Origin of the sequence: Methylosinus sp. sav-2 (assembly GCF_004366495.1) — a bacterium.
GTDB lineage: Bacteria > Pseudomonadota > Alphaproteobacteria > Rhizobiales > Beijerinckiaceae > Methylosinus.
The window spans coordinates 534,396-549,961 of record NZ_SOEJ01000001.1; the positions used below are offsets into that span (position 1 = coordinate 534,396).

15 protein-coding genes are annotated in these 15,566 nt (G+C 65.8%); 4 read left to right on the plus strand and 11 right to left on the minus strand.

From position 1 onward, the window contains the following. Positions 1–30 precede the first annotated feature (30 nt). The 4 genes from mltG to fabG all read right to left on the minus strand — a co-directional run bounded on the left by mltG (position 31) and on the right by fabG (position 4,690). A complete protein-coding gene (gene mltG / locus EDE12_RS02475; protein ID WP_036291293.1) occupies positions 31–1,866 on the minus strand; it encodes an endolytic transglycosylase MltG in 1,836 nt (611 codons plus the stop codon). A 220-nt stretch (positions 1,867–2,086) separates the two neighbouring features. Beyond that, on the minus strand, positions 2,087–3,349 hold the full coding sequence (gene fabF / locus EDE12_RS02480) for a beta-ketoacyl-ACP synthase II (RefSeq protein WP_024878156.1): 1,263 nt from the start codon (positions 3,347–3,349) through the stop codon (positions 2,087–2,089). Positions 3,350–3,446: 97 nt separating this feature from the next. Then, positions 3,447–3,686 (minus strand): acyl carrier protein, encoded by a 240-nt coding sequence (locus tag EDE12_RS02485; RefSeq protein ID WP_024878155.1) that lies wholly within the window; start codon positions 3,684–3,686, stop codon positions 3,447–3,449. A gap of 266 nt (positions 3,687–3,952) precedes the next feature. Next, the gene (fabG, locus tag EDE12_RS02490) at positions 3,953–4,690 is read right to left on the minus strand and encodes a 3-oxoacyl-[acyl-carrier-protein] reductase (protein WP_018267301.1); all 738 of its coding nucleotides are present in this window, start codon (positions 4,688–4,690) and stop codon (positions 3,953–3,955) included. 371 nt (positions 4,691–5,061) lie between these two features. On the opposite strand from fabG, the gene EDE12_RS02495 reads away from it, so the two are divergent. Then, positions 5,062–5,859, plus strand: coding sequence for an outer membrane beta-barrel protein (locus tag EDE12_RS02495; protein ID WP_026599792.1), 798 nt, complete (start codon positions 5,062–5,064; stop codon positions 5,857–5,859). Between the two features lie 61 nt (positions 5,860–5,920). On the opposite strand, the gene fabD is transcribed toward EDE12_RS02495, so the two are convergent. From fabD to acs, 3 genes are all read right to left on the minus strand, one after another. Next, positions 5,921–6,868, minus strand: a complete 948-nt coding sequence (gene fabD, locus EDE12_RS02500; RefSeq protein ID WP_026599791.1) for an ACP S-malonyltransferase — start codon at positions 6,866–6,868, stop codon at positions 5,921–5,923. A 90-nt stretch (positions 6,869–6,958) separates the two neighbouring features. Beyond that, positions 6,959–7,162, minus strand: a complete 204-nt coding sequence (locus EDE12_RS02505) for a hypothetical protein (protein WP_026599790.1) — start codon at positions 7,160–7,162, stop codon at positions 6,959–6,961. A gap of 124 nt (positions 7,163–7,286) precedes the next feature. Beyond that, entirely contained in the window at positions 7,287–9,221 is a 1,935-nt protein-coding gene (gene acs, locus EDE12_RS02510) for an acetate--CoA ligase (RefSeq protein WP_026599789.1), read from the minus strand. A gap of 319 nt (positions 9,222–9,540) precedes the next feature. On the opposite strand from acs, the gene EDE12_RS02515 reads away from it, so the two are divergent. After that, positions 9,541–10,038, plus strand: coding sequence for a hypothetical protein (locus EDE12_RS02515; RefSeq protein ID WP_245275825.1), 498 nt, complete (start codon positions 9,541–9,543; stop codon positions 10,036–10,038). 24 nt (positions 10,039–10,062) lie between these two features. On the opposite strand, the gene EDE12_RS02520 is transcribed toward EDE12_RS02515, so the two are convergent. Then, a complete protein-coding gene (locus EDE12_RS02520) occupies positions 10,063–11,250 on the minus strand; it encodes an MFS transporter (protein ID WP_036291291.1) in 1,188 nt (395 codons plus the stop codon). 223 nt (positions 11,251–11,473) lie between these two features. On the opposite strand from EDE12_RS02520, the gene EDE12_RS02525 reads away from it, so the two are divergent. Together EDE12_RS02525 and EDE12_RS02530 are read left to right on the plus strand one after the other, a co-directional pair. Continuing rightward, positions 11,474–12,610: a methyltransferase gene (locus tag EDE12_RS02525; protein WP_024878148.1), complete on the plus strand. Its 1,137-nt coding sequence runs from the start codon at positions 11,474–11,476 to the stop codon at positions 12,608–12,610. Between the two features lie 85 nt (positions 12,611–12,695). Next, positions 12,696–13,424: a serine protease gene (locus tag EDE12_RS02530; RefSeq protein ID WP_036292028.1), complete on the plus strand. Its 729-nt coding sequence runs from the start codon at positions 12,696–12,698 to the stop codon at positions 13,422–13,424. Here the strand turns inward: EDE12_RS02530 and EDE12_RS02535 are convergent. The 3 genes from EDE12_RS02535 to EDE12_RS02545 are packed head-to-tail and all read right to left on the minus strand — an operon-like array spanning position 13,414 to position 15,461. Then, positions 13,414–13,851 carry an iron-sulfur cluster assembly scaffold protein gene (locus EDE12_RS02535; RefSeq protein ID WP_026599786.1) on the minus strand — a complete coding sequence of 146 codons (438 nt, stop codon included), beginning with the start codon at positions 13,849–13,851 and terminating at the stop codon, positions 13,414–13,416. The two genes, EDE12_RS02530 and EDE12_RS02535, sit on opposite strands and share 11 nt — an antisense overlap. Next, positions 13,848–14,252, minus strand: a complete 405-nt coding sequence (locus tag EDE12_RS02540) for a DUF1641 domain-containing protein (protein WP_024878145.1) — start codon at positions 14,250–14,252, stop codon at positions 13,848–13,850. The genes EDE12_RS02535 and EDE12_RS02540 overlap by 4 nt, the downstream gene beginning before the upstream one ends. Before the next feature lie 18 nt (positions 14,253–14,270). Beyond that, complete coding sequence (locus tag EDE12_RS02545; protein WP_026599785.1) at positions 14,271–15,461, minus strand: FAD/NAD(P)-binding oxidoreductase; 1,191 nt, start codon at positions 15,459–15,461, stop codon at positions 14,271–14,273. Positions 15,462–15,566 lie beyond the last annotated feature (105 nt).

Below are 15,566 nucleotides of genomic sequence, written 5' to 3' on the forward strand. Positions count from 1 at the left end.
GCGGGTCGGCGATCTCTCTACGCGCTTCCATCACCGAAACTTCGCCACATCCGGCACGGTCTTGGCGGAGTTCAAATCCCAGCCGCGATCCCGCAACGGATCGAGCGCCGTGCCTTCCGAAGCGTCGAAGGCGCGCGCGCGGGCGGCGCGCGGCGGCTGACCGGCGTCGGCCGAAGCGGAGAGCGGCAAGGGGCGCTCCACGGGCCGCTCCTCGACCGCCAAGCCCAGCCGCGCGGCGCGGGCGCGCTGCTCGGCGCGCAGAGCGGCGGAAACCGGATAGCTCGCCGAATCGAGACCATCGTCCTCGGCCAGCTCGTCGGAGCCGGCCTGTGAGTCGTCCGCCGCGGCGGCGATCATCGTGACGGCGGCGCGCGCCTCGGGCTGGGCGCGCTGGGCGAAATGCGTGGTGAACAGCGGCGGCGCGACGAGCGCCACAGCGGCGCGCTCGGCCGTGAGCCGCAGGCTCTCCTCATTGTCGCCCGCATATTCGAACGGGATGGACGGCAGAGCGGCGCCGATTCGCTTCAGCGCGCCATGGCGCGGATCGGCCGCCGTCACAGTCTCCATCTGCGCATCGGCCAGCGCCACGAGCCGGCCGAAAGCCGCGTCGCCGCGCTTTTCCCGCGGGGCGGGCTGCGTCGGCCCGACGACGGCGCCGGGCTCCAGACGATCGACGCCCAAGGCGCGATCCTTCTCGATCTGCCGCCAACGCTGGACGTTGCGCGAATGCTGCTCGAGCGTCTCGGCGAAGACATGGCCACCGGTTCCGTCGGCGACGAAATAGAGCTCCTGCGTGCGCGAGGGATTGGCGACGGCCTCCAGCGCCGCGCGGCCCGGATTGGCGATCGGCCCCGGCGGCAGGCCCTCGATCGCATAGGTGTTATAGGGCGTCCACTTCTCGACCTCGGACTTCAAAATCCCGCGACCGAGCGTCGCGCGGCCGCCGACGAGGCCGTAGACGATGGTGGGGTCCGACTGCAGCCGCATGCCCTTGCGCAGGCGATTGACGAAGACGGCGGCGACGCGCGGCCGCTCATCGGCCTTGCCGGTCTCCTTCTCGACGATGGAGGCGAGCGTCACCAGCTCGAAGGGCGTCTTGACGGGAAGGTCGGGATTGCGGCGCGCCCAGATCTGATCGAGCAGCTTGCGCTGATCCTCCTGCATTTTCAGCAGCAGCTTGGCGCGCGGATAGCCGCGCGCGACCTTATAGGTCTCCGGCAGCAGCGCGCCCTCCTTGGGCAGTTCCGCCATGTCGCCGGCGAGCACATCGCTCTCGCGCAGGCGCGAGACGATCTGATCCGTCGTCAGCCCCTCGGGAATGGTCACGCCATGCAGAATCTGGCGGCCGTTGATGAGCTCGTCCATCACCTCGCGCAGGCTGGCGTTCTGCTTGAAGGCGTATTCGCCGGGCTTCAGCTTGCCGCGCACGCCCTCGATCAGCAGAGCGATGTTCATCAGCATGGGATTGTCGATGACGCCATCGCGCTCGAGCTGCGCCATAATCTCGGGAACATCGCTATGCGGGGCGATATAGACGATCTTCTCGGCGGCGAGCGGGCCGGGCTCGCGCAGCTTGTGCAGCACGGCGATGAGGCCGAAGACGCCGGCGACGGCGACGACCAGCAGCAGCGAGAGCAGGCTGCTGAGCGCAGAGAGCGTTCCCTCGCGCTTGCGGCGCGGCGGGGGCGGCGGCGGAGAGTCCGCGCCGCCGGAACTGCGCAGGCTGGCGCGGCGGCGAAAGAAAGAGGAGGATTCGCGGCTCTGAGACTGTTGGCCCTCGGCCTCCGGACCCTTCGCGTCCGGCCCCTTGGCCTCGGATGCGCCGTCCTTCGGCGTCTCGGACGAATCGTTAGGAGCATCGCTCATCGGGAAACTCCGTCTCTTTGGTTCCGGGCCGTGTCGTGATTCGGATCACACCGACCAGAAAAACGCGACGGACCGACAAACAAAACGCCGCCTCGGCGGCTCGCCGAGGAGGATTGCGACGACTCTACGGCGCTCGCGCGTCCGTTACCCTATCGTTCTTTGTGGCGAAATCAGGAACGCTCCCACGTCCACAGCCACGACCGAAGGCGCGGCGGCCCCGCTACTGCGGACGCCGGAAGACGAGGGACGCGTTTGTGCCGCCGAAACCAAAGGAGTTGGACAAGACGATATCGATCTTACGCTCACGCGCCTTGTGCGGCACGAGGTCTATTTCGGTCGCGACCGAGGGATTGTCCAGATTGCGCGTGGGCGGCGCGACGCCATGGGTGAGCGCCAGAATGGAATAGATCGCCTCCACGGCGCCCGCCGCGCCGAGCAGATGCCCGATCGCCGATTTGGTCGAGGACATGGACAGGCTGGGAGCCTCATTGCCGATGAGGCGATGCACGGCCTGCAGCTCGATCTCGTCGCCGAGCGGCGTCGAGGTGCCGTGGGAGTTCACATAATCGACATCCGACACGCGCAGGCCGGCGCGCTTCAGCGCGATCTCCATGCAGCGATAGGCGCCGTCGCCATCCGGCGCGGGGGCCGTTATGTGATAGGCGTCGCCGGACATGCCATAGCCGATCAGCTCGGCGTAAATTCGCGCGCCGCGCGCCACGGCGTGCTCATAGGATTCGAGCACGACGCAGCCGGCGCCCTCGCCCATGACGAAGCCGTCGCGATCGCGATCATAGGGGCGCGAGCCGGCCTCGGGACGGTCGTTGAAGCCGGTCGACAGCGCCTTGCAGGCCGCAAAGCCCGCGACGCCGATGCGATTGACCGGCGATTCGGCGCCGCCCGCCACCATCACCTCCGCCTCGCCGAGGGCGATCAGCCGGCCCGCGTCGCCAATGGCGTGCGCGCCGGTGGAGCAGGCGGTGACGACCGCGTGATTCGGCCCTTTGAGGCCGTGCATGATCGACACATAGCCGGAAGCCAGATTGATGATGCGGCCCGAGATGAAGAAAGGCGACACGCGTCGCGGGCCTTTCTCCTTCAACGTGATGGACGTCTCATAAATGCCGCCGAGCCCGCCGATGCCGGAGCCGATCAGCACGCCGGTCGTATTCTGCTTCTCCGACGTGTCCGCCTTCCATCCGGCGTCGGCCAGCGCCTGAGTGGCCGCAGCGACTCCATAGATGATGAAGTCGTCGACCTTGCGCTGCTCCTTCGGCTCGAACCAGGCGTCCGGATCGAAGGTTCCATTGGAACCGTCGCCGCGCGGCACGAAACCTGCTATCTGACACGGGAGATCCGACGCCTCGAAGGTGTCGATGCGGCGAAAGCCGTGTTCTCCGGCGATCAGCCGCCGCCAATTGACGTCCACGCCACAGCCCAACGGCGAAACGATGCCGAGTCCGGTGACCACCACCCTGCGCATGGATTCTCTCGAGAGCTATGCCTTGCAGTTCATTGAAAATCTCGAAAACGCGGAAGCGCGGATCGTTCGACGATCCGCGTCGCGTCGGCCAGTGGCCTCAAGCCGCTTTGGCTTTTTCGAGATAGTTGATCGCGTCGCCGACCGTGTTGATCTTCTCGGCCTCTTCGTCCGGGATCTCGACGCCGAACTCCTCCTCGAAGGCCATGACCAGCTCGACGGTATCGAGAGAATCGGCCCCGAGATCGTCGACGAAAGACGCCTCCGGCTTCACCTCTTCTTCTTTGACGCCGAGATGTTCGACAACGATACTCTTAACGCGCGGGGCGATATCGCTCATCTGCTCTGATCCTCGTTCGATCGATCTGCTGACACCGATTTGGCGGATCCAGAGTCCGGCTCGGACCGCGCTCGATCGTTTCAGGGGTAAACTACGTCACATTTCTGCGGTTTCGCTCGCGCGACCCGCGGAAACGTCGCCATCAGGAGGCGAGCTTTTTCGCCAGCCCGAATTGCTCTTTGCGGCGTCGCCCCCGGCCAGCGACGCGTCTGGTAGCATAATTAATTCGCCGTGGCGAGAGGCGCCCCGCAGCAAATCCTAAGCTTTCAGATCATCGCCATGCCGCCGTTCACATGCAGCGTCTGGCCAGTGACATAAGCCGATTCGTCGCTCGAGAGATAGACGACGGCGGCCGCGACATCCGCGCCCGTCCCCAGCCTCCCGGCCGGCACGGCGCGCAGAATCGTCTGTTTCTGCGTCTCGTTCAGCGCGTCGGTCATCGGGCTCTCGATAAAGCCGGGCGCCACGCAATTGACGGTTATGCCGCGCGAGGCGACCTCGGCCGCCAATGATTTGGTCATGCCGATCATGCCGGCCTTGGCGGCGGCGTAATTCCCCTGGCCCGCGTTGCCGGTGACGCCGACGACCGAGGTGATGCCGATGATGCGACCGAAGCGCTTGCGCATCATGCCGCGCAGCGCCGCTCGCGACAGGCGGAAGGCCGAGGTGAGATTGACGTTCAGCACCGCGTCCCAATCCTCGTCCTTGAGGCGCATGAACAGCATGTCGCGGGTAATGCCTGCGTTGTTGACCAGAATGTCGAGCCCGCCCATGGCCTTTTCCGCCGCCGGGACCAGCGCCTCGGCCTGCGCCTTGTCGGAAAGGTCGCAGGGGAGAATATGGACTCGCTCGCCGAGCTCGGAAGCCAGCGTCGCGAGCGCTTCCTCGCGCGTGCCCGAAAGCGCCACGACCGCGCCGCTCTTGTGCAGGGCGCGCGCGATGTCCCGGCCGATGCCGCCACTCGCGCCGGTGACCAGCGCCGTCTTGCCGCTCAGATCGAACATCTCTCTCCCCCTCGCCGCCGCTGTGCTCGCGCGGCTTCGCGAAACTCTATGCGCCTCTATAGGGCGCCGCGCGCGCAGCGCGCAATCTCGTCGCCCCGCCGGCCTCTATTTCGCATTAGGTAGTTTTGCGGAGAGCGGGTCGGCCTCAGTTATAGTATAAAAATAATGTATCCAAAATTACTTAGGGGTGCTTTTTTATCACACCGACAAAAGAAATGGCCGGCGGGATCGTTTATAGCCTTTTTCGGCGTTTACAGTGTCAGGGATTTACGAAATCTTCGCCCGCAGCGGTTCGAATGCTTGCGTTGGTGGGGTCGAACGGCGTGTTTGGCGTGCTTGCGCCGCTTTATAGAGGATTGAGGAGCCATCTAATGAAAACCAGGATTTCCCTTCTCGCGGTCTTTTCGGCTCTGCTCGCCGGATCGGCCAGCGCCGCTGATCTGCCCTCTCGCAAGGAAGTCGCCGTCGCCTTCGTCCCGCCGCCGGCTTTCTCCTGGACCGGCCCCTATGTTGGTTTGAACCTCGGCGGCGGCTGGCTCGATCGCGGCAACAACAACAATAATTGGGGCTGGAACAACAACAGCAACAACACCAGCGGCGGCGTTGTCGGCGGCGGCCAGATCGGCTGGAACTATCAGATTTCGCCGCTCTTCGTCGTCGGTCTCGAGAGCGATATTCAGGGCACCAGCATCGGCAGCGGCAACAACAACAACAATTGGTGGGGCGGCTGGGGCGGCGTCGATCGCGCCAAAGTTCCGTGGTTCGGCACGGTGCGCGGCCGCCTCGGCCTGGCGCTGCTCGATTCGCGCCTGCTGATCTACGGCACCGGCGGCTTCGCCTATGGCGAGGTGAGACATCCGTTCAACGGCGGCTTCTGGTGGGGCAACAACAATAACAATGACGTGCGCGGCGGCTGGACGGCCGGCGGCGGCGTCGAATGGGCCTTCCTGCCCAATTGGTCGGCCAAGATCGAATATCTCTACACGGAGCTCAACGACAACAATAACAACAATAATTGGGGCGTGCTGGGTCCAGTTCTGTTCCCGCAGCTCCCCGCCACGACCTGGGGCTCCAATTGGAACCGCCACACGCGCATCAACACTGTGCGCGCCGGCATCAACTATCACTTCAATCTCTTCACCCCCGCTCCCGTGGTGGCGAGATACTGAAGCGTCCCCCTCCTCCTCTCGGGACGAAGAGCCCGGCCCTCGCGGCCGGGCTTTTTTTACGTCAGACGAAGGCGCGATAGGCGTCGAGATCTTCCGGCGCGCCCACATTGAGGCCCTTCGCCTCGGAGGCGATTCGCTTCAGCAGGCCGGTCAGCACCTTGCCGGCGCCGCATTCGACGAATTTGTCGACGCCCGCGCTCGCCATATGGGCGACGCATTCCCGCCAGCGCACCGTGCCGGTCACCTGCTCCACCAGAAGGCGACGGATATCGTCCGGCGAAATGATCGGGCTCGCGGTCACATTGGCGACGACGGGGACCTTGGGCGCGAGAATCGTGGTCGTCGCCAGCGCCTCGCGCATGGCGTCGGCGGCGGGCTGCATCAGCGCGCAATGGAAGGGGGCGGAGACGGGCAGCGACACGGCGCGCTTCACGCCCCGCTCCTTGGCGATGAGAATCGCCTTCTCGACCGCGGCCTTGGCGCCGGAGACGACGATCTGGCCGCCGCCATTGTCATTGGCGACCTGGCAGACCACCCCTTCGGCCTCGGCGGCCGCCTCGGCGATCGCGCGGGCGGCGTCGAAATCAACGCCGATGAGCGCGGCCATCGCGCCCGCGCCGACCGGAACCGCGGCCTGCATGGCCTGGCCGCGCAGCCGCAACAGCCGCGCAGTGTCGGCAATGGAGAGCGCCCCGGCGGCGGCGAGCGCCGAATATTCGCCGAGCGAATGGCCGGCGACGAATTTGGCGTCGCGGGAGAGATCGAGCCCGGCCTCGGCCTCGAGCACGCGAATGGCGGCGAGGGAGACCGCCATCAGCGCCGGCTGGGCGTTGGCGGTGAGCGTCAGCTCGGCTTCCGGGCCTTCGAACATGATCTTGGAGAGCGGCGCGTCGAGCGCGGCGTCCACTTCCTCATAGACGGCGCGCGCCTGAGGAAAGGCCTCGCCGAGCGCCTTGCCCATGCCGACCGCCTGCGACCCCTGCCCCGGAAACACGAATGCCTTCGCCATGCGCTGCTCGTCCCCTCATTTTGGATTGACGAGCGCCGAGTGACGCAGGCGCGGACGGGTGTCAAGCCTGACGGCGACGAACGCGATCGTTCAATGGAGGAAGAGCTTCAGCGCCACAGCGAAAAGGAGAGCAATGACAAAGCCGAGCATCCATTTGATGACGGCCATGTCGTTCTCGAGCTTGGAAAATCGGCTTTCGTACACAGTCAGCGCCTCGGCCGCCCGACGTGCCTTCTCCTCCGGCGCTCCGGCCGAGACGAAGGCGTCATAGACCTCGGAAATCATGATGCTCATGTCGGGTCCCTGTCGCCAAAAGCCGCTTTTACGGTCGGCGCCTCGTAAAACATAGCGCGAATAGGGTCGGCGCGCGAGGGGCGGGATTCGCCGGCGCGCGCCGCGCCCGATCACTCACCCCCGCTCATACCGCCGGCCGGTTCTTGATCAGATCATCCACCACGCTCGGATCGGCGAGCGTCGACGTATCCCCCAGCGCGCCGAACTCGTTCTCGGCGATCTTGCGCAATATGCGGCGCATGATCTTGCCGGAGCGCGTCTTCGGCAGGCCGGGCGCGAATTGGATCACATCCGGCGAGGCGATGGCGGAAATCTCCTTGCGCACGAAATCGACCAGCTCCTTGCGCAGACGCTCGGAAGCCTCGACTCCGCCCATCAATGTCACATAGGCGTAGATGCCCTGGCCCTTGATGGCGTGCGGGAAGCCGACGACCGCCGCCTCGGCGACCTTCTCATGAGCGACGAGCGCGCTCTCTATCTCCGCCGTGCCGAGGCGATGGCCGGAGACATTGATGACGTCGTCGACGCGGCCGGTGATCCAATAATAGCCGTCGGAATCGCGCCGGCAGCCGTCGCCGGTGAAATATTTGCCCGGATAGGCGGTGAAATAGGTCTGCACGAAACGCTCGTGATCGCCGAACACGGTGCGCGCCTGTCCCGGCCAGCTATCGGCGATGACGAGATTGCCCTCGCAGGCGCCATCCAGCACATTGCCGTTTGCGTCGACGATCTCCGGCTGCACGCCGAAGAAGGGCTTGGTCGCCGAGCCCGGCTTCAGCGCCGTCGCGCCCGGCAGCGGCGCGATCAGAATGCCGCCCGTCTCCGTCTGCCACCATGTGTCGACGATCGGGCAGCGGCCCTCGCCGACGACCCGGTGATACCATTCCCAGGCTTCTGGATTGATCGGCTCGCCGACCGAGCCGAGCAGGCGCAGCGATTTGCGGCTCGTCTTCTTCACCGGCTCCTCGCCGGCGCCCATCAAAGCGCGGATCGCCGTCGGCGCGGTGTAGAAAATATCGACCTTGTGCTTGTCGATCACTTCCCAGAAGCGCGAGACGGTCGGATAATTCGGCACGCCTTCGAACATCAGCGTCGTCGCGCCATTGGCGAGCGGGCCATAGACGATATAGCTGTGGCCCGTCACCCAGCCGACATCCGCCGTGCACCAATAGACATCGCCCTCGCGATAATCGAAGACCAGCTCATGCGTCAGCGCGGCGTGGACGAGATAGCCGCCGGTCGTGTGCAGCACGCCTTTGGGCTTTCCGGTCGAGCCCGATGTGTAGAGGATGAACAGAGGGTCCTCGGCGCCGACCTCGGCGTAAGGGCAATCCTCGGGAACCTTCTTCGCCTCGTCCTCGTAACGGAAATCGCGGCCGGGCTTCATATCCACTTTGGCGCCGGTGCGCGTGACGACGATGACGGTCTTGGCGGAGACCTTCTCCAGCGCGGCGTCGACATTGTCCTTGAGCGGCGATTTGCGGCCGCCGCGCACGCCCTCATCCGCCGTGATGACGACATCCGATTGCGCGTCTTCGATGCGGCCGGCCAGCGCATCCGGCGAGAAGCCGCCGAACACCACCGAATGCACGGCGCCGATGCGCGCGCAGGCGAGCATGGCGTAGGCGGCCTCCGGAATCATCGGCAGATAGATCGTCACGCGATCGCCTTTGCGCACGCCATGCGCCTTCAGCACATTGGCGAAGCGGCAGACCTGCTCGTGCAATTCGCGATAGGTGATGTGGCGCGAGAGCGAGGGATCATCGCCCTCCCATATGATCGCGACTTGATCCGCGCGATGCGGAAGATGCCGATCGATGCAATTCATCGCGATATTGGTGGAGCCGTCGCCGAACCATTCGATCGCGACATTATGCGTGTCGAAGCTCACCTCCTTCACGCGGGTGAAAGGGGCGATCCATTCTATGCGCTGCGCCTGCTCTCCCCAAAAACCGTCGGGGTCGGCGACAGAGCGCCGGTAGAGCTCGTCATATTTCTCGGCGTTCACGCGCGCCTCGTTCCGCCACGCTTCCGGCACTGCATAGGTCTTGTCGGACATTTCGAGCGTTCCCTCGGATAATCGCGGCGCGTTGTAGCGCGCCATCGGCTTTGTCGTGAATATGACCTTATTTCGCGCCTGAGGCTATGGCGTCGAGTCCGCGGGGGCGCCCCGCTTTTCGGCGCCGCCCTGCTGCGCGGCGCGCTGCGACGAGGCGCCGCGCGGGGCGCGACATCAGGTCGCAGATCGCTTCGAAGTGCTACGTATTACAGGAGCGATGCGCATGCTGCGAGCTGAAATTCACGACGGCGCCAGACTGGTCGGCGCCGGATTTGCGGCTCTTTTAAACGGCGCCACCCCTACGCCTCGAGGAGCCCAGATGAGGAAGACCCCATTGCTCGACGATATTCGCGAACTGTGCCTTCGCCGCTGCGACACGATTTTCTATTCCCTCGTCGCGATCATCGCCCTCGCCCGCGCGATCGTGGATTTCCAGGAGGGCGCGTTCAGCGCCGAGCTCTACGCCGCGCTCGTCAATTACATCGGCTATCGCGAATTGCTGCGCCTCTTCCTGTGGGCGACCGTGAATCCGCGTTACGCTATCGCCTCGCTCTATGGCGCTGTCATCGCCTCGGCGCTGCCGGTCATGTTCTCGCATCCGAGCGCCTTCTTCTTCGAATGCACGGTCTATCTGCTGCTGCGCATCGCCGCCGACATGCTGTTCGGCCTCAATGAGAAGGCCGTGCTCAAGCTCTATCGCGAGGTGCTGTTCGATTATTACAATCGCAAGCCGCCGCAGAAGCGCGACCGCAAGCGCCGCAAGTCTCTGCTCGAGCGTCTCGGCCTCGAGGAAGGCTTCGCGCCGGGCGCCGCCTGAGCTCTGGCTTCTCGAGGCGATCTTCTAGCGCTTTGGTCCTGTCTCCGGCATGGCGACGAGGACCAGCGCAAGTCCGGCGAGCGCGACCGCGGCCAGCGCCAGAAAGCCCGCCGCATAGCCGCTGGATGTGACGATGAAGCCCGCGATGGAGAGGCTCGTCGCGCCGCCCACGCCCTGCACGAATCCGAGCCCGCCGCGCGCGAGGCTGTAATGCCCCGTGCCGCGCATGATGTCCGCCAACACCAGCGGCAGCAGCGCATCGAAGAGGCCGCCGCCGACGCCGTCCAGCAATTGCGCAGCGAGCAAATGCAGCGGCGTCTGCGCGAAGACGCAGGCGAGATCGCGCGCAAAGAGCGCGACGAAGGCGAGGACGATGAGCGGCTTGCGCCCGATGAGATCGGCGCGCTCGACGAGGAGCGCCATGCCGATCGTCGAGAGCTGCGCGAGAATGATCGCGGCCGAGGTCACGCCGCTCTCGAGGCCCGGATTTTCCGAGGCGAGCTTCTGCGCGATCAATGACAATGTCGGCGCGTTGGCGAAATTGAACAGCGCCGCCGCCGCCGCATAGACGAGCAGCGTGCGGTAATGCAGCAAATCGCGCAGCCGGCCCGGCTGCGGCGGATGCGCGAGATCGACATCCTCGAGACCGCGCGCGCGATCGTGATCTATGGTCTCGGCCGGAATGGAGAAGGCCGCCCGCGCCGCGAGCGCAGCGAAGACCGGCGCCAGATAGAAAGGCGCCGTCTGCGACGCGAGCACGCCGACAAAGCCGATGATTCCGGCGATGAAAATATTTCCCGCGCGATCGAAAGCGGCGTTGCGGCCGAGCCGCTCGGCGAGACGCTCGCGGCCATAGAGGCCGAGCGTGATCGCCGCCACCGTCGGCGCGAAGACGGCGCCGAGCGTCGCCATGACGATATCGGCCGCGACGACCACCGGAATGCTCGGCGCATGAATGATGGCGAGGCCGCAGGCGCAGAGCACGAAGCTCGCGAGCACCAGAAGCTCGCGCTTGGCGCGCGTGCGATCGATAAAGGCGCCGACCGCCGGATGCGCTGCAATGCCGACGAGCCCGCTGACCGTGAGCACGGCGCCGATCTCGGCCTGGCTCCAATGCGCCTGCGTGAACAGGAAAACCCCGACGAAAGGCCCGAGCCCGCCACGCACGTCGGCGAGGAAGAAATTGAGCCGATCGAGAGCGTCGAAGCGCATGACGGCGATGGTCCCCGTGAGGTCGCTGGCGAGCGCTTTCCGATCGAACGGTATCGTTCGATCGATCAGAATTCGCTCCCAAAGGACGAAAGTAGAGCGCCGCCTGATCCGATCGGATCTGGCGGCGCCGCAGGGGCCAAACGCCCGGACAGGGGATAATCGACGTTTCCGAGCCGGCGCTTTTGGGCTAGGAGCGGATTATTCTGGGACGGAGGGGCGGCATATGGGGCAGTTCTTTCGGGACAGGCTGCGGCGGCTGCGGGATCGGCTGGTGTCGAGCCCGCGCTTTCAGCGGCTCGCCGCCGCGCATCCGCTGACACGCGCCGCGGCGCGCAAGCGCGCGCGCTCCATGCTCGATCTCTGCGCCGGCTTCGTCTATTCGCAGGTGCTGCTGGCCTGCGTGCGGCTGAAGCTGCTCGAGCTGCTGCTGGAGCAGCCGCGCTCTGTGGAGCAGGTCGCCGAAAAGCTGGAGCTGTCGCAGGACGCCGCCGCGCGGCTGCTGGACGCCGCGGCTTCGCTCGGCCTCGTCGAGCGGCGCGGCAAGGAGCGCTTCGGCCTCGGCGAGCTGGGCGCGGCGCTCATCGGCAACAAGGCGGCGCTCTCGCTCGTCGCGCATCAGCCGATGCTCTACGCCGATCTCGCCGATCCCGTCGGCCTGCTGCGCGGCGACGAATCGGCCGAGCCGCGGCTCGCCGATTATTGGCCCTATTCGGCGGCGGAAAATCCCGCCGCCCTCTCCGCCGAGGAGGTCGCGCCCTATAGCGCGCTGATGGCCGCCTCGCAGCCGCTGGTGGCGCAGGAGCTGCTCGACATCTACCCCATCCGCCGGCACAGAGCGCTGCTCGACGTCGGCGGCGGCGAGGGCGCCTTTCTCATCGCCGCGGCGGCGCGGGCGCCGCGGCTGCAGCTGATGCTCTTCGATCTGCCGGCCGTGGTGGAGCGCGCCAGCGCCCGGCTCGAGGAAGCGGGGCTCGCCAAGCGCACGACCTTCTTTTCGGGAAATTTCCTCACCGATCCGCTGCCCAAGGGCGCGGATGTGATAACGCTGATTCGCATCGTCCATGATCACGACGACGCCTCCGCGCTGGAGCTGCTGCGCAATGTGCGCCGCGCCCTGCCGCGCGACGGGACGCTGCTGATAATAGAGGCCATGTCGGGCGTCGAGGGCGCGGAGCCGCTCGACGCCTATTACGGATTCTACACGCTGGCCATGGGCCGCGGCGAGCCGCGCACCCTCGCCGAGCTGCAGAAGCTCGCCAAAAAGGCGGGCTTTAGCCGCTTCCGCCTGCTGAGCAATCCCATGCCGATCGTCGCCAGCATTCTGCTGGCGAAGCCGGACCCCGATTATCACGGCCCCTGAGCGGCGGACCCGACTTGCCGGGGCGGAACCGAGCGGCCATGTCGCCGTTGGGGGAGAATCTCCCATGGAGGAGAAAGGCCGGCCGATGACGATCGAACCTCTGCTTCTCACCACGGCGCGCGTGGGCACCTTCATAGGCGACGCCCCGCTGACCAACGCCAGCGGCTTCTTCTTCGCGCGCGACGAGCGGCTTTTCCTGGTGACGAGCCGCCATGTGCTGAGCGACGCGGCGACCGGGCATTGCCCCGACCGTATCGAGATCGAGCTGCATATAGACGCCGAGAATATGACCCAATCGACCGGCTTCTCGATGCTGCTCTACGAGGACGGCAAGAGCGTCTGGCGCCAGGGCCTCGACGCCGGCGGCGAGATCGATGTGGCCGTCATAGAGATCGAGCGGCGGGCTCTGCCGGAGTCGACCGTCTATCGGGCCTTCACCCCGGCGCATCTGTGCGGCGAGTTCGACACGGTGGAGGTCGGCTCCTCGCTGCTGATTCTCGGCTTTCCCTTGGGCTTCCACGACACGCTGCATCACATGCCGGTGGCGCGGCAGGGCGTCGTCGCCTCCTCCTTCGGCCTGCGCTTTCAGGGCCAGGGCTATTTTCTCACCGACGCGCGCACCCACAGAGGCGCGAGCGGCGCGCCCGTGGTGGCCCGCGTGCCGGCGCTGGAGGCGCGCCAGGGCGATCTTCCCTGGACGCTGCTCGGCGTCCATTCGGCCCGGCTGGACGTCGGCCGCGACCTCCAGCAGGACGAGGCGCTGGGCCTCAACTGCGCCTGGTACGCGGATATTCTGCTCCCGCTCACGGAGTGAGCCGCGACGAGGCCTCGGCGAGCGCGTCGAAGGGCAGCAGAATGGACCCGCGCCGCATCGGGAAGGCGCGCGCCGCGGCGAATATCTCCAGCTCCCGCCACCGCTCGGGAAAGCCGACCTCGGCGCCGTCCAGAAGCTGCGCCAGCGCTTCGCCGGCCGTGAGGACATCGGCGAAAGTCTCGCCGATCGCCCCCGCGACAACGATTGCGGTCGCGGCCATGCAGAGCGTGCAGGCCCGCGCGCGATGGCCGAGAGCAACGATGCGGCCGTTCTCGCATCGCAGATCGAGCGTCAGCCGGCTGCCGCAGATCGGGCTCGTCCGCGTGACGGAGACGTCGGCGTCGGCGAGGCGCAAGTCGTCGCGCGCTCGCCGCGCCCAGTCGCGCACGCGCCGCTCATAGAGCGCGGCGAGCGCTGTGTCGGTCATGCCGGCTCGTCGCGCGTCTGCCGCCCCAGCACGGCCAGGAACAGCAGCGCGAAATGCAGCCCGCGCCGCACATCCTCGTCGCCCGCCGCGCGCAGCAGGCCGAGCAGGGACGGCGTCGGCTTGCGCGACGCCTCATTGGCGGCGAAGCGGGCGGCGTTGCCGAGCGTCCATGCCGCGCCGATCGACTCCTCATAGGCTTTCATCAGCTTTTGGATCATCGCGTCGTCGGCCATGTCCACAGCGTCGGAAGCGAGAGAGAGAAGATCGACGATATTGTGAAAGCGCCGGCCCTGAAGCAAAGGCGAGGCTTTCTCGAGAAGATCGGCGATTCCCTTTCGCGTCGCCTCGTCGAGCGTTGGCGAGGCGCTTTCATGGCGCATGTCGAGTTCGGTCGTGTTCATCGCTCATCCCTCGCTTTTTCAGATCACGCCGCGCGCGACGGACCAATAGATTCCGCGGTTGAAAGCCTTGCGGAGAAGACCGCCGAGCTTGGTGGGCGGCGTCGGATGAACATCCTCGTCATAATCGTACCAGAGCGGCATTCCGAGCTCGAGGCCCATTTGCGCCACGGCCTGGACCTTGCCGTCATAGGCGTCGACCGTGCGGCCGATTCGAATGTCGCCGGCAATATTATTCGCGATGACCGGGCATTGGTTGTGACAGGAGCCGCCGGCCTTGCTGATCGGCAGATCGACGGTGTCGCCCATCACATAGGCGTTGGCGTAGCCTTCGATCTGCAAGGTTCGGCGGTCGGTAGGCAGCCAGCCTTCATTGTTCATCGCCTGCGAGACGCCGCTTTCGACCACCGCATCGACCGCGCGAATCGGCGGCGTGCACATCAGCAGATCGAAATTTTCCTCTTGTCCTTCCGCGGAGCGCGCGACCTTGCGATCGGGATCGACCGAATCCAGCGTGAATCCGCGCTGGAATTTGATTCCCTTGCTCTCGAAAACAGAGGGCAGCACCTCGCAGACCTCCTGCTGGAGGAAGAGGCAGTTGCGCAGCAGCTGCGCGACGGTCGGATAGGTGTAGACGATCTCGACCTGGTCGCGCACGCCTTTGCGGCGCAGATATTCGTCGAGCATCAGCGTCGTCTCGATCGGCGCTATGCCGCATTGATGCGGGACATTGGGCGTCTTGGGAAAATTGACGGTGATGAAGATGCGGCCCTTTTCGAAGCCGCGGAGCTTGTCGGCGAGGCGGCGCGCCGGCTCATATTGATAGAAATAGTCTCCCGCCTCTTTCAGGCCCTGTATGCGCTCGGGCGCCGGCAGGCAGCCCGTCGACACGACGATATAGTCATAGCCGATTCGCCGGCCGCTCTTCGTCGTCACGCCGGAGCCGGGGAAATCGAATCGCTCCACCTTGTCGACGATGAACTCGATCTCGGGCCGCAGCAGGGAGCTCTGCTTGCGGCGCAGCTCGCCCTCGAAGAACATGTCGAAGGCGACATACATGAAAGCCGGCTTGTAATAGTGCCAGGGCGAGTCGGAGAGCATGGTCACCTGGACCGAGCCTTCCGATATCTCGGGGTAGAGCTTTGCGACGATGCTGTTGGCGGTCATCGTTCCGCCTATGCCGCCGCCGACGACGAGTATGCGCTTGGCCACTGCTTCCTCCCTTTTTTCCGCGGGGCTTTTGCGCCCGCGGTTTTTTCGACGCGCTCTGGGCGCGGCGGCTCCTCCGGGGCAGTCACTCGCCTCGGGCTCGGCCTC

Excerpts from the sequence above, each read along its gene's own strand:
- mltG (WP_036291293.1), bottom strand. The coding sequence starts at position 1,866 with ATGAGCGATGCTCCTAACGATTCGTCCGAGACGCCGAAGGACGGCGCA.
- EDE12_RS02515 (WP_245275825.1), top strand. The coding sequence starts at position 9,541 with ATGAGGAAGACCCCATTGCTCGACGATATTCGCGAACTGTGCCTTCGC.
- EDE12_RS02530 (WP_036292028.1), top strand. The coding sequence starts at position 12,696 with ATGACGATCGAACCTCTGCTTCTCACCACGGCGCGCGTGGGCACCTTC.
- EDE12_RS02495 (WP_026599792.1), top strand. The coding sequence starts at position 5,062 with ATGAAAACCAGGATTTCCCTTCTCGCGGTCTTTTCGGCTCTGCTCGCC.
- fabF (WP_024878156.1), bottom strand. The coding sequence starts at position 3,349 with ATGCGCAGGGTGGTGGTCACCGGACTCGGCATCGTTTCGCCGTTGGGC.
- EDE12_RS02520 (WP_036291291.1), bottom strand. The coding sequence starts at position 11,250 with ATGCGCTTCGACGCTCTCGATCGGCTCAATTTCTTCCTCGCCGACGTG.
- fabD (WP_026599791.1), bottom strand. The coding sequence starts at position 6,868 with ATGGCGAAGGCATTCGTGTTTCCGGGGCAGGGGTCGCAGGCGGTCGGC.
- EDE12_RS02505 (WP_026599790.1), bottom strand. The coding sequence starts at position 7,162 with ATGAGCATCATGATTTCCGAGGTCTATGACGCCTTCGTCTCGGCCGGA.
- fabG (WP_018267301.1), bottom strand. The coding sequence starts at position 4,690 with ATGTTCGATCTGAGCGGCAAGACGGCGCTGGTCACCGGCGCGAGTGGC.
- acs (WP_026599789.1), bottom strand. The coding sequence starts at position 9,221 with ATGTCCGACAAGACCTATGCAGTGCCGGAAGCGTGGCGGAACGAGGCG.
- EDE12_RS02485 (WP_024878155.1), bottom strand. The coding sequence starts at position 3,686 with ATGAGCGATATCGCCCCGCGCGTTAAGAGTATCGTTGTCGAACATCTC.
- EDE12_RS02540 (WP_024878145.1), bottom strand. The coding sequence starts at position 14,252 with ATGAACACGACCGAACTCGACATGCGCCATGAAAGCGCCTCGCCAACG.
- EDE12_RS02525 (WP_024878148.1), top strand. The coding sequence starts at position 11,474 with ATGGGGCAGTTCTTTCGGGACAGGCTGCGGCGGCTGCGGGATCGGCTG.
- EDE12_RS02535 (WP_026599786.1), bottom strand. The coding sequence starts at position 13,851 with ATGACCGACACAGCGCTCGCCGCGCTCTATGAGCGGCGCGTGCGCGAC.